The 11,819-nt window shown below is 73.3% G+C and carries 14 protein-coding genes; 9 read left to right on the top strand and 5 right to left on the bottom strand.

The features are described 5' to 3' along the window. A partial coding sequence (locus AKI01S_RS25620; RefSeq protein ID WP_281186143.1) for a nucleic acid/nucleotide deaminase domain-containing protein occupies positions 1–399 on the bottom strand: 399 nt, incomplete at its 3' end. 131 nt (positions 400–530) lie between these two features. On the opposite strand from AKI01S_RS25620, the gene AKI01S_RS25625 reads away from it, so the two are divergent. Next, a complete protein-coding gene (locus tag AKI01S_RS25625) occupies positions 531–1,481 on the top strand; it encodes an alpha/beta fold hydrolase (protein WP_067823182.1) in 951 nt (316 codons plus the stop codon). Here the strand turns inward: AKI01S_RS25625 and AKI01S_RS25630 are convergent, their stop codons facing one another. Further along, positions 1,482–3,104 carry a protein kinase domain-containing protein gene (locus tag AKI01S_RS25630; protein WP_067823185.1) on the bottom strand — a complete coding sequence of 541 codons (1,623 nt, stop codon included), beginning with the start codon at positions 3,102–3,104 and terminating at the stop codon, positions 1,482–1,484. Between the two features lie 163 nt (positions 3,105–3,267). On the opposite strand from AKI01S_RS25630, the gene AKI01S_RS25635 reads away from it, so the two are divergent. Together AKI01S_RS25635 and AKI01S_RS25640 are read left to right on the top strand one after the other, a co-directional pair. Next, positions 3,268–3,972: a helix-turn-helix transcriptional regulator gene (locus tag AKI01S_RS25635; protein ID WP_067823309.1), complete on the top strand. Its 705-nt coding sequence runs from the start codon at positions 3,268–3,270 to the stop codon at positions 3,970–3,972. Between the two features lie 77 nt (positions 3,973–4,049). Beyond that, complete coding sequence (locus AKI01S_RS25640) at positions 4,050–4,430, top strand: VOC family protein (protein ID WP_067823188.1); 381 nt, start codon at positions 4,050–4,052, stop codon at positions 4,428–4,430. Between the two features lie 49 nt (positions 4,431–4,479). Here the strand turns inward: AKI01S_RS25640 and AKI01S_RS25645 are convergent, their stop codons facing one another. Next, positions 4,480–4,860 carry a hypothetical protein gene (locus AKI01S_RS25645; protein ID WP_067823191.1) on the bottom strand — a complete coding sequence of 127 codons (381 nt, stop codon included), beginning with the start codon at positions 4,858–4,860 and terminating at the stop codon, positions 4,480–4,482. Beyond that, positions 4,857–5,435, bottom strand: a complete 579-nt coding sequence (locus AKI01S_RS25650) for a TetR/AcrR family transcriptional regulator (RefSeq protein ID WP_067823194.1) — start codon at positions 5,433–5,435, stop codon at positions 4,857–4,859. Before AKI01S_RS25650 ends, AKI01S_RS25645 begins: the two co-directional genes overlap by 4 nt. Positions 5,436–5,520: 85 nt before the next feature. Here AKI01S_RS25650 and AKI01S_RS25655 point away from each other — a divergent pair, with 85 nt between their 5' ends. Beyond that, positions 5,521–5,970 carry a nuclear transport factor 2 family protein gene (locus AKI01S_RS25655; protein WP_067823197.1) on the top strand — a complete coding sequence of 150 codons (450 nt, stop codon included), beginning with the start codon at positions 5,521–5,523 and terminating at the stop codon, positions 5,968–5,970. 329 nt (positions 5,971–6,299) lie between these two features. Here AKI01S_RS25655 and aceE read toward each other — a convergent pair whose 3' ends face one another. Then, the gene (gene aceE, locus AKI01S_RS25660; RefSeq protein WP_067823200.1) at positions 6,300–9,080 is read right to left on the bottom strand and encodes a pyruvate dehydrogenase (acetyl-transferring), homodimeric type; all 2,781 of its coding nucleotides are present in this window, start codon (positions 9,078–9,080) and stop codon (positions 6,300–6,302) included. 277 nt (positions 9,081–9,357) lie between these two features. Here aceE and AKI01S_RS25665 point away from each other — a divergent pair, with 277 nt between their 5' ends. From AKI01S_RS25665 to AKI01S_RS25685, 5 genes are all read left to right on the top strand, one after another. Beyond that, on the top strand, positions 9,358–9,567 hold the full coding sequence (locus AKI01S_RS25665) for a DUF1918 domain-containing protein (protein WP_067823203.1): 210 nt from the start codon (positions 9,358–9,360) through the stop codon (positions 9,565–9,567). A 28-nt stretch (positions 9,568–9,595) separates the two neighbouring features. Next, positions 9,596–10,015 (top strand): secondary thiamine-phosphate synthase enzyme YjbQ, encoded by a 420-nt coding sequence (locus tag AKI01S_RS25670; RefSeq protein WP_067823312.1) that lies wholly within the window; start codon positions 9,596–9,598, stop codon positions 10,013–10,015. Between the two features lie 217 nt (positions 10,016–10,232). Further along, on the top strand, positions 10,233–10,661 hold the full coding sequence (locus AKI01S_RS25675; protein WP_067823205.1) for a DUF3052 domain-containing protein: 429 nt from the start codon (positions 10,233–10,235) through the stop codon (positions 10,659–10,661). Between the two features lie 130 nt (positions 10,662–10,791). Then, positions 10,792–11,253: a peroxiredoxin gene (locus AKI01S_RS25680; RefSeq protein WP_067823208.1), complete on the top strand. Its 462-nt coding sequence runs from the start codon at positions 10,792–10,794 to the stop codon at positions 11,251–11,253. 58 nt (positions 11,254–11,311) lie between these two features. Then, positions 11,312–11,662 carry a hypothetical protein gene (locus AKI01S_RS25685; protein WP_067823211.1) on the top strand — a complete coding sequence of 117 codons (351 nt, stop codon included), beginning with the start codon at positions 11,312–11,314 and terminating at the stop codon, positions 11,660–11,662. Positions 11,663–11,819: the final 157 nt, after the last annotated feature.

Here is an 11,819-nt window from a genome sequence, read left to right on the forward strand (position 1 = left end):
GGGCTCGGGCGGCGGCGGCTGCCCGGCGGCCAGCGCGGTCCGCGCGGCGTACCGGGCGACGGTGGCGACGGCGGCGGCCCGTTCGGCGCGGGTGGCGCCGTAGTCCTCGCTGTGGCTGAACTCGGCGTCGGGCGGGGCGATCCGCGCCAGGACCGCCTCGCAGTAGCAGCCGGGCAGGCGGCAGAACGCCAGCTCCGAGTGGACCGCGAGCACCGCCTCCGAGGGGACGCCGAGGCGTTCGAACTCCTCCCAGACCTGCCAGAACGGCGGCGGCATCCCCGGTCCCGACAGCCTGGCGAGGAACGCCTCGCCGCCGTCCGGCGTCCGGTACCGGACGGCCATGGAGTTGCCGGGGCCGACGACCGGCTCCCCCGCCGGAGCGTGGCCGCGCTGCTGCATCCGTTCCGCCTCTCACCTCGGGTGACGTTCTCCGGAGAAGTCTGGCAGGTACCCGCGTGCCGCGCGGACCGGAGCGGGGTGTTCGCTGGGACCGGACAACCCCTGCGCGGCGACTTCCGGGAGGACGACCGATGACCGACATCACGCACCGTTTCGTGGAGTCCGCGAGCGGGCTGCGCATGCACGTGGCCGAGGCGGGCGAGGGTCCGCTGGTGCTGCTGCTGCACGGCTTCCCCGAGTGCTGGTACTCCTGGCGGCACCAGCTTCGGGCGCTGGCCGAGGCCGGGTTCCACGCCGTCGCGCCCGACCAGCGCGGCTACGCCCGCACCGGCGGCCCGGCGGAGGTGGACCAGTACACGCTCCTGCACCTGGCCGGGGACGCGGTCGGCCTGATCGACGCGCTCGGCGAGGAACGGGCGGTGGTCGTGGGGCACGACTGGGGCGCGCCGGTCGCATGGGCGGTGGCGCAGCTGCGGCCGGACCGGGTGCGGGGCGTGGCGGGCCTGTCGGTGCCGCACCGGCCGCGGTCGTCGCGGCCGCCGGTCGAGACGATGCGCGAGCTGTTCGGCGACGGCTTCTACATGGTGCACTTCCAGCAGCCGGACGTGCCCGAGGCCGAGCTCGGCCGCGCCCCGGAGGCGACGTTCCGGGGGATGCTGTACGCGGCCTCCGGCGACGCGCCCGGCTTCCTGCCGGTCGTCCCCGAGGGCGGCGGCTTCCTGGACGTCTGCCCGCAGCCGGAGGAGCTGCCCGCCTGGCTGACCGAGGAGGACATCGCGACCTACGCCGCCGAGTACGCGGACTCGGGCTTCGCCGGGCCGGTCAACTGGTACCGCAACCTCGACCGCAACTGGGACCTCACCGCCGCCTGGCACCGCGCCCCGGTCACCCCGCCCGCCCTGTTCGTCGCCGGGGACCGCGACGTGGTGGCGGCCGGGGCCCGCGACGTCATCGACCGGATGCGCGACTTCGTGCCCGACCTGCGCGACACGGTCTGGCTTCCCGGCTGCGGCCACTGGACCCAGCAGGAACGCCCCGCCGAGGTGAACGAGGCCCTGCTGGGCTTCCTGCGCTCGCTGTGATCAGACCCGCCAGGTGACGGTGATCGGGGTCCCGCGCCGGGCCCGCTCCCCGGCGGCGGGCCGCTGCGTGTCGACCCGGCCGCCCTCGCTGGCGGTGTCGGGCAGCACCAGCCCGGCCCGCAGGGCGAGCCGACGCGCCTCGGTCTCGGTGAGCCCGACCAGGCTGGGCACGGTGACCTGCCCGTCGGAGGAGGGGGCGCCGGAGGGGGAGACGGAGCCGGACGGGGAACGGGGCGGCGGGACGGCCGCGGGACCGGTGGAGATCACCAGCAGGACGGGTGTCCCCTCGGGCACCTCGGACCCGCTGGTGGGGGTCATCGCGATGACCTGGCCCGCCGGCCGGTCCGACGTCCGTCGCCGCACGGAGTGGCCCAGGCCCTCGGACTTCAGGATCGCGACCGCGTCGCCCTCGGGGGTTCCGATGAGCTCGGGCACCCGCACCTTCGTCCGCTCCGCGGCGCCGGGGGTGGCGCCGGTTCCGGTCCCGGTGCCGTCGCGCAGGTTCAGGTAGCCGAGGTAGCCGCCTCCGCCGAGCAGGCCGATCAGGACGGCGGCCGCAAGCCCCTTGCGGGCCCGCCCGCCCGAGCGCCGTGGCAGGGGAGCCTGCGTCCTGTCGGTCGGCGGCGCGTCGTCGGGACGGGACGCGGGAACGCGCGGGGCAGTGGTCTGCGGGGCGGCCACGGTGGCCGGCGACGAGACGGGCGCGGCGGGCGAGGCGGGTGCGGCGTGGGCGCTGCCCTGTTCGAGGAGGCCCTCCTCCGGCCGGGAGGGGGCGGCGGCCCGCTCCGTGTCCGGCTCCGCCGCGGCGGGGGCGTCCTGGCCGAGCAGGTGGTGCAGCAGGCCCATGGCGGTGGGGCGCTCGGCGGGGTCCTTGGCCAGCGCCCGCGCCACCAGGTCGCGCAGCGGCCCCTCCAGCGCGCCCAGGTCCGGCTCGGCGTTCAGGATGCGGCCGATCACCGCCGGGATGCTGTCCTGGCCGAACGGCGGGGCGCCGCTGGCGGCGAAGCAGAGCGTCGCGCCCCAGGCGAAGACGTCGGCGGCGGGGCCGACCGGCGTCCCGCCGCCCATCTGCTCGGGGGCCATGTACGCCGGGGTGCCCACCACCCCGCTGGTCACCGTGGCCGCCGCGTCCAGGGCCTTGGCGATCCCGAAGTCGATCACGCGCGGGCCGTCGCCGCCCAGCAGCACGTTGTGCGGCTTGAAGTCGCGGTGGACCAGGCCCGCGCGGTGGATCGCGACCAGCGCGGTGGCGGTGCCGATCGCCAGCCGCTCCAGCGCTCCGTCGCTCAGCGGGCCGTTGTCGGCGACCGCCCGGTTCAGCGGCGTGCCCTCGACGTACTCGCTGACGATGTAGGGGCGGTCCCCGGCCATGTCGGCGTCCAGCACCTGGGCCGTGCAGAAGCGCGCGACCCGCTTGGCGGCGGCCAGCTCCTGGACGAACCGCCTGCGCCCCACCGAGTCCTGCTCGGGCTGGGTGTGCAGCAGCTTCACCGCCACCCGCCCGCCGTCGGCGTCCTCGCCCAGCAGCACCACGCCCTGGCCGCCCTGGCCGAGCCTGCCGAGCATCCGGTACGCGCCCAGCCGCTCGGGGTCCTCCGGGCGCAGGGGGGAGGGAGTCGTCAAGGATGGCTCCTGGGGGCGAGCGTGTCCCGTCCGGGGCCGGCGCCGGCCGGCCGGACGGTGCCGATCGACATCGGCGGTCCGAATTATGCCTTCCGCTGGGCCGGAACCGGAGCCACCGGGCGGACCAACGGGAATGTCGGAGGCGGGGCGTACGGTCGGCGGGGTGAACCGTACCGACCGGCTGTACGCACTGGTGGAGGAGTTGCGGGCCTGCGCGCCGCGCCGTCGCACCGCCCGCGAGCTGGCCGCGCGCTTCGAGGTCAGCGTCCGCACCGTCGAACGCGACATCGGCGCGCTCCAGCAGGCGGGCGTTCCCGTCTACGCCGACGTGGGCCGGGGCGGCGGGTACACGCTGGACAGGAGCCGCACCCTGCCGCCGCTGAACTTCACCCCCGCCGAGGCCGTCGCGGTCGCGATCACGCTGGGGCGGGCGGAGGGGTCGCCGTTCGCGCGCAGCGCCCGCACCGCCCTGCACAAGATCGTCACCGCGATGTCGGCCGCCGACGGCGAGGCCGCCCGCGAGCTGGCGGGCCGCATCCACTTCCTCACCGCCCCGGACGCCGCGGCCCCGGCCTCGGTCCCGGCGGTCCTGGAGGAGGCGATGGCGGCCCGCCGGGTGGTGCGCATCGGCTACGTGGACGCGGCGGGCGCCGAGACCGAGCGCGACGTGGAGCCGGTGGCGTTCACCTCCGGGGCCGGGGGCTGGTACCTGATCGGCTGGTGCCGGCTGCGCGGCAGGGCCCGCGTCTTCCGCACCGACCGCGTCCGCCGCGCCGCCCTGCTGGAGGAGGCGGTCCCCGACCGGGACTTCGACGGCTTCGGGGACCTGCCGGACTGGCTGGAGGCGCGCGCCCTGGAACTCCTCTGAAAACACCGACACAGGGTTGTCGTACAGGTGTTCGAGTATTCCGGGGACGTCAGGAACCGACCCAAGGAGCGACACCCATGAGCACTCCCGCCTTCAACTCGGTCGCGTGGTTCGAGATCGGCACCGACCGGCCCGCCGAGGTCGAGCGTTTCTACGGCGAGCTGTTCGACTGGACCTTCCGAGTGGACGAGGGCGGGGAGCTGACCTACCACGAGGTCACCACGCCCGGCGCGGACGCCCCGAGCGGCGGCGTCTTCCCGTCCGGGGGCCGCTTCCCCGACTACGCGGTGCTCTACGTGGTGGTGAAGGACGTGGCCGCGACCGTGGCCAGGGCGGAGGAGCTGGGCGGCAAGGTGATCGTCCCGCCGACGACCGCCGGCAGCGGCCTGGTCTTCGCCCAGCTGCACGACAGCGCGGGCCACCACTTCGGCGTCTTCTCCCCGCCCCCGGTGGACTGACGCGCGGCGGCCCCTCCGGCGAACGGCCCGGAGGGGCCGCCGGCCGGCGTCAGTCCTCGCCGTAGCGTTCGTAGGCGTCGAACTCGCCGAACCCGTCCTCGATCCACCCCTCGTTCCGCCACGTCCCGGTCCCGTCGAGCGGGCCCTGATGGACGAGCACGAGATAGCTGCCCCGGTGACCGGCCAGGCGCACCCGCTCCCCGTGGCTGAACAGGAACAGGTAGGCGCTGACGTCGGGCTCCCCCGCGAAGTGCTGCATCCCCAGCACCCCTTCCCAGGCCGTCCGGAAGGCCGTCCCCGAGGGCGGCCGGCTCCGGATCCGGCAGGAGAACGCGTCGTCGGCCACGTCGAGGTCGACCACGGCCACCTCCTGGCCGAGGTACCGGCCGAGGCTCGCCACCAGCGCCGGAACGTCCGCGCCTCCGCTCACCGGTCCGGCCCCGACGGCTGGACCAGGGCCCTCAGGGCGGGACGCAGCAGGGCCGCGACGCGGTCGGGGGACGCGTCGCGGAGGGCGGGGAGGCCGAGCAGCCGGTGACCGATGGCCGCGCCGAGGATCGTGGTCAGGGCCAGGGCGGCGCGCAGCCCGGCGTCCTCACCGGGGATCGCGGCGCCGACGCTGTCGATCTGCGTGCCGAGGGCCCGGCGCGCGTGCTCGGCGGCGTCCGGGTCGGTGAGCATCGAGCGCATCGTGGCCAGCGTCCCCTCGGGGAGGCCGCCGAGCTTCAGGCCCAGGCCGGTCAGCAGGTGCTCGACGAGCGCGTCCCCGTCCAGGCCGGCCGGGCCCGGCGGCGGCGCGGGAACGCGCGCGGCCCGGGTGAACAGCTCGCGTTTGGTCCCGAAGTACTGCATCACGAGCGCCGGGTCCACGTTCGCCGCGGAGGCCACCGCGCGGATCGTGGTCCGGTCGAAGCCGTGTTCGGCGAACAGCGTGCGGGCGCTGTCGAGGATGCGCGCCTCGGTGGCCCGGCGGCGCTCGGCGCGGGAGGTGGGAGGGCCGGTCACGGCTTCACTCTACAGGCGTTGACCGAACGGGGAGGGGCGGCGTACGGTCGTTCGGTCAACAACCGTTGAGCGAAGGAGTGCGCCGATGCCACGGCCGCCCGCCGCCCGCACCCCGCGCGAGGTGCTGGCCCGCTTCCACCAGGCCATGCGCGACAAGTCCGCCGACGACCTGGCGGACCTGTACGCCGAGGACGGGGTGCACGAGTTCCCGTTCGCCTTCCCCGGCTTCCCGGAGCGCTACGAGGGGCGCGAGCGGGTACGTGAGGGCTACCGGGCGACCTGGGGATCCTCGCCGGTCCGGGTGCGGGAGGTCCGGAGCGTCGCGGTACACGAGGACCCCGGCGCGGGAACGCTCGTCGCCGAGCACGTCGTGGTCGCGGAGACGCCGGGCGCGGACGGGACGTTCACCATCCCCGGCCTGCTCGTGCTGCACGTACGGGACGGGCGACTGGTCCGGGTCCGCGACTACATGGACGGCCTGGGCGTCGCCCGCGCCCGCGGCCTCCTCCACGAGGACGCCACGACGCCGAACTGACCCATCGCGGCAGCGAGCCGCCACGCTCCGGCACACGCCGTGGCAGCGGGTCAACGCGTCGTTGGAAGGCCGGATGCTCCTTGCGGGTGCGCGTTGTCGCGCTCCGACGCAGAGACGCTGTGATGGCGGGCCGACGCGTTGGCGGTAGGCCGGTGCTCGTCGCGGCGGGTCAGCGCGTTCCCGCGAGGTCGAACGCCCGTCGTGGCTGTGTCCCGTGCCGTCATCGGTGGGATTCGGAGCGGTCCCGGAACGTCGAAGGGCGCCCCTCCGGGGAGGGGCGCCCTTCGCGGGGATCACGGCCTACACCTCCGTGATCCCCGTGGGGAACGTCAGGCGTCGCCGCCGGTGTTGCTCTCGCGGGTCTGGACGCCGCCCGCGAAGACCGTGCTGACGTCGGCATTGAGCTGGTAGCGCTCGATCGCCTCCTTCAGCGCCTCCGGCTTCATCTCGCCCGCGCGGACCAGGCGGGTCAGCACCGCCAGGACGATCGACGCCGCGTCCACGTGGAAGAAGCGCCGCGCCGCCGCGCGCGTGTCGGAGAAGCCGAAGCCGTCGGTGCCCAGCGACGAGTAGTCGCCGGGGACCCAGCGGGCCACCTGGTCGGGGACCGCGCGCATGAAGTCCGACACCGCGACGATCGGGCCGGGGACGTTCTCCAGCGTCCGGGTGACGTAGGGGACGCGCTGCTCGGCGTCCGGGTGGAGCAGGTTCCACTCGTCGCAGGCCACCGCGTCGCGGGCCAGCTCGTTCCACGAGGTCGCCGACCACACGTCGGCCGCCACGCCCCACTCCTCGGCCAGCAGGCGCTGCGCCTCCAGCGCCCAGCGCAGCGCCACGCCGGAGCCGAGGATCTGCGCCTTCGGGGCGTCGCCGTTGACCTCGGGGGCGCCCTGGTAGCGGTACAGGCCCTTCAGCAGGCCCTGGACGTCCAGGCCCTCCGGCTCGGCGGGCTGCTGGTACGGCTCGTTGTAGACGGTGAGGTAGTAGAAGACGTTCTCGCCGTTCGGGTGCTCCTCCGACGAGCCGTACATGCGCCGCAGGGCGTCCTGCGTGATGTGGGCCAGCTCGTAGGCCCAGGCCGGGTCGTAGTGGACGCAGGCCGGGTTCGTCGCCGCGATCAGCGGGGAGTGCCCGTCGGCGTGCTGGAGGCCCTCGCCGGTCAGGGTGGTGCGGCCCGCCGTCGCGCCGAGCAGGAAGCCCCGGCCCATCTGGTCGCCGAACGCCCACATCTGGTCGGCGGTCCGCTGGAACCCGAACATCGAGTAGAAGATGTAGACCGGGATCATGTGCTCGCCGTGCGTGGCGTAGGTGGTGCCCGCCGCGATCGTGGAGGCCATCGACCCGGCCTCGCTGATGCCCTCGTGGAGCATCTGGCCCTGCGGCGACTCCTTCCACGACAGCAGGAGCTTGCGGTCCACGCCCTCGTAGGTCTGCCCGTGCGGGGAGTAGATCTTGGCGGTCGGGAACAGCGAGTCCATGCCGAACGTGCGGTACTCGTCCGGCGCGATCGGCACGAACCGGGCCCCGATGCTCTCGTCCTTGATCAGGTCCTTGAGCAGCCGGACGAACGCCATCGTGGTGGCGACGTTCTGCTTGCCCGAGCCCTTCTTCAGCTCGCTGTAGACGGCGTCGCCGGGCAGCTTCAGCGGCTTGGCCCGCACCACGCGCCGGGGCAGGAAGCCGCCGAGGGCCGCGCGGCGCTCGCGCATGTACTGGATCTCGTCGGAGTCCTCGCCCGGGTGGTAGTAGGGCGGCAGCTCGCCCTCCAGGGCCGAGTCGGGGATCTCCAGGTACAGCCGGTCCCGGAACTCCTTCAGCTCCGCCTTGGTGAGCTTCTTCATCTGGTGGGTGGCGTTGCGGGCCTCGAAGTCGGTGCCCAGCGTCCAGCCCTTGATCGTGTGCGCCAGGATCACGGTCGGCTGGCCGACGTGCTCGCGGGCCGCCTTGAACGCCGCGTACACCTTGCGGTAGTCGTGCCCGCCGCGCGACAGCTTGCGCAGGTCGTCGTCCGACAGGTGGGCGACCATCTTGCGCAGCCGGGGGTCGTCGCCGAAGAACTTCTCGCGGATGTAGGCGCCCGACTCGACGGTGAACGTCTGGAACTGCCCGTCCGGCGTGGTGTTCATCTTGTTGACCAGCACGCCGTCGGCGTCCTGCGCCAGCAGCGGGTCCCAGTCGCGGCCCCAGACGACCTTGATGACGTTCCAGCCCGCGCCCCGGAAGAACGCCTCCAGCTCCTGGATGATCTTGCCGTTGCCGCGCACCGGGCCGTCGAGCTGCTGGAGGTTGCAGTTGACGACGAACGTCAGGTTGTCGAGCTCCTCGCGGGCGGCCAGGCCGATCGCGCCCAGCGACTCGGGCTCGCCCATCTCGCCGTCGCCGAGGAACGCCCACACGTGCGACCGCGACGTGTCCTTGATCTTGCGGTTGTACAGGTAGCGGTTGAAGCGGGCCTGGTAGACCGCGTCGATCGCGGTGAGGCCCATGGACACCGTGGGGAACTCCCAGAAGTCCGGCATCAGCCGCGGGTGCGGGTAGGACGACAGGCCGCCGCCCGGATGCGAGATCTCCTGCCGGAACCCGTCGAGCTTGTCCTCGGGCAGGCGGCCCTCCAGGTAGGCGCGGGCGTAGATGCCCGGCGCGGCGTGCCCCTGGAGGAACACCTGGTCGCCGGACTCGCCGTGGTCCTTGCCGCGGAAGAAGTGGTTGAACCCCACCTCGTAGAGCGAGGCCGCGGAGGCGTAGGTGGCGATGTGGCCGCCGACGCCGAGTCCCGGCCGGTTGCCGCGGGAGACCATGACCGCCGCGTTCCAGCGGATGTAGGCGCGGATCCGGCGCTCGACGTGCTCGTCGCCGGGGAACCAGGGCTCGTGCTCGGGCGGGATGGTGTTGATGAAGTCGGTGCTGCTCAGCGCGGGAACGCCGACGTGCTGCTCGCGGGCCCGCTCCAGCAGGCGCAGCATCACGTACCGGGCCCGGCCGGGCCCCTCGGTCTTGATGACCGTGTCCAGCGACTCCAGCCACTCCCGGGTCTCGTCCGGGTTGATGTCGGGCAGCTGGCTCGGCAGCCCGTCACTGATGATGGAAAAGCGTTGACGTCCGGAAGCCACGGGGTCCCCTCTGTGCTTACCGTCAGGTGGTCGGAACGACTGTTCGTCGCCGTGGTTCGTGATCCATCGTCGCCGTTCGCGACGGCGGGCGCATCTCTACCAACCGGTAATCATTCTCGCCGGTCAACGTCGCTCTACACAGGCGTGTGGCCCGATTTTTCCGGACTCGTCCCCAGACCTTGCAAACCCCTCTCGACGCGGCGCGCCGGACGTACGAAGGTAGGACGTGAACACGCCCGGACGACCTTGGCGAGAGGCCGTACGCCTGGGGGAGCTGATGAACGCATCCGTGGGAGACCGGCTGCACGTGCACGGCAACACCGTGGGGCAGCCGGACAGGGCAGGCGAGATCATCGAGGTGCGCGGGCCCGAGGGCGGGCCGCCGTTCGTCGTCCGCTTCGACGACGGGCACACCGGCCTGGTCTTCCCCGGGCCGGACGCGGTCGTGGAACCGCGGGCCGGTGAGGGGGTCCCGACCGAGCGTTAACCCCGGCCGACCGGGTAGACCTGTGATCATGAAGAGCACCGTGATCCAGGTGACGACCGGAAGCCGGGAGGCCGTGCACGACCTGACGTCCGAGTGCGAGCGGTTCGCCTCGGAGGCCGCCTCGGAGACCGGCGGTGACGGGCTGCTGCACGTGTTCGTGCCGCACGCCACCGCCGGCGTCGCCATCCTGGAACTGGGCGCGGGCAGCGACGACGACCTGCTGAGCGCGCTGGGGGACCTGCTCCCCGCCGACGACCGCTGGCGGCACGCGCACGGCTCGCGCGGGCACGGCCGGTCGCACGTCATGCCCGCCCTGATCCCCCCGTACGCGACCGTCCCGGTGCTGTCGGGGAGGCTGGCGCTGGGGACCTGGCAGTCGATCGCCCTGGTCGACCTGAACGTCGACAACCGCGAACGCCAGGTACGGTTGTCCTTCCTTGCGGGATGAGCGTGGGTTGTTACGCTCTGTTGATGACGGGTCACCGGGATCCGGTCGATCGGAGCGACGAGCCGAGCAAAAGCCGAGAAGACACTTGCGCAAGGGGCCCTTACTTGTGTGGACTGTCCCGCAAAACACGCGACGGAGCGGGGACCCGGCCACCACGTTCGGGATGGAACACGACGACCCCGCCACCGGGCGGACTATCGACCATGGGAGGACTTTCGTGAGCGCGACCGCGGGCCAGGCGCAGTCTGAGCGCAGCCTGGCCGAACGGCTCGGCTTCAAGCCGGACCAGGTGGTGCAGGAGATCGGCTGGGATGACGACGTCGACGAGGACCTGCGCGACGCCATCGAGGCCGTCACGGGCAAGGAGCTGGTCGATGAGGACTACGAGGACGTGGTCGACGTCGTGCTGCTGTGGTGGCGGGAAGAGGACGGCGACCTGTTCGACGAGCTCACGAACGCCATTGTCCCCCTGGCCGACGGCGGCCACATCTGGCTGCTGACGCCCAAGGCGGGCCGGGACGGGCACGTCGAGCCCAGCGACATCGGCGACGCCGCCACGTCCGCGGGTCTGACCCAGACCAAGAGCATCAGCGCCGCCAAGGAGTGGTCCGGCACGCGCCTGGTCTCACCGAAGGTCCACAAGTAGCCGAACGGCCCGCCGCCGCGGGCCGCCCGGACATCCGCCCGTCACCCGGGGGTGGCAGACTGACGGTCGCCCCCACGCTCGTGGGGGGAACGACCCCCGCCCCGGGCGGGGCCGATCCGCGGGAGAGGCATTGGCGGTCAACGTAGGCGACGTCGCACCGGACTTCGAGCTGAAGGACCAGCACGGGACCCCGGTGAAGCTGTCGGACTTCCGGGGGAGGAAGAACGTCGTCCTGGTGTTCTACCCCCTGGCGTTCAGCGGCGTGTGCACCGGCGAGCTCTGCGCGATCCGCGACGAGCTGCCGACGCTCGTCGGCGACGACGCCACGCAGGTGCTGGCCGTCTCGGTCGACTCGGTGTTCGCGCTGCGCGCCTGGGCCGACCAGGAGGGGTACCGGTTCCCGCTGCTGTCGGACTTCTGGCCGCACGGCGGTGTGGCGCAGAGGTACGGCGTGTTCAACGAGGAGAAGGGCCTGGCGAAGCGGGGCACCTTCATCATCGACACCGAGGGCGTCGTCCGCTGGAAGGTCGAGAACGACCTTCCCGACGCCCGCGACCTCGACGAGTACCGCAAGGCGCTCGCGAACCTCTGAGTGATCCGGGCCGGGTCCGGCCACCGCCGGCCCCGGCCCCGCACCTTTTGGAGGTGTGATGCCCTGCTTCCGCTGCGGGGCGCGGCAGACCGACCCGGCAGGCGGCGCGAGCCCGTGGAAACGCGGCGTCCGGGCCGACCACCAGGTGTTGGTCTGCCCTCTCTGCCAGACCGCCCACGACTGGACCGCCGACCTGGACCGCTGCGAGGACTGCGGCTCCACGGCGCTGCTGTGCCGGCTGGGCGAGGTCGAGTGCCGCGACTGCGGCCACACCCGCGAGGCGGTCCGGGAGCCGGCCGACGGGGACCGCCCCCTGGTCCACTCGGGCGGGCCGTCCTCGGACACCGCCCTGGCCGAGGAGGTCGCGGCGGCCCTCAGCCGCGTGCTGCGGCGCGGCGTCGCGGGCTGACCGCCCTCCCGCGGTGACCGGAACCGGCCAGCGTTCCGGCCACTGATCCGGTCACCTCCGGTCACCGCCACGGCGTCCGCGATGTGGCCGTTGCCACAGATTTGTCGCTGAATAGCAGTGACGTGGCCTTTTGCGGGTTGACGGCCCCGGCACGCGC

The sequence above is a fragment of the Actinomadura kijaniata NBRC 14229 genome, from assembly GCF_001552175.1.
In the GTDB taxonomy this organism is placed as follows: domain Bacteria; phylum Actinomycetota; class Actinomycetes; order Streptosporangiales; family Streptosporangiaceae; genus Spirillospora; species Spirillospora kijaniata.

Bases quoted from the DNA above. Each gene is read 5' to 3' on its own strand.
- AKI01S_RS25670 (WP_067823312.1), top strand. From the start codon at position 9,596: ATGAAGAGCACCGTGATCCAGGTGACGACCGGAAGCCGGGAGGCCGTG.
- AKI01S_RS25625 (WP_067823182.1), top strand. From the start codon at position 531: ATGACCGACATCACGCACCGTTTCGTGGAGTCCGCGAGCGGGCTGCGC.
- AKI01S_RS25665 (WP_067823203.1), top strand. From the start codon at position 9,358: ATGAACGCATCCGTGGGAGACCGGCTGCACGTGCACGGCAACACCGTG.
- AKI01S_RS25685 (WP_067823211.1), top strand. From the start codon at position 11,312: ATGCCCTGCTTCCGCTGCGGGGCGCGGCAGACCGACCCGGCAGGCGGC.
- AKI01S_RS25655 (WP_067823197.1), top strand. From the start codon at position 5,521: ATGCCACGGCCGCCCGCCGCCCGCACCCCGCGCGAGGTGCTGGCCCGC.
- AKI01S_RS25640 (WP_067823188.1), top strand. From the start codon at position 4,050: ATGAGCACTCCCGCCTTCAACTCGGTCGCGTGGTTCGAGATCGGCACC.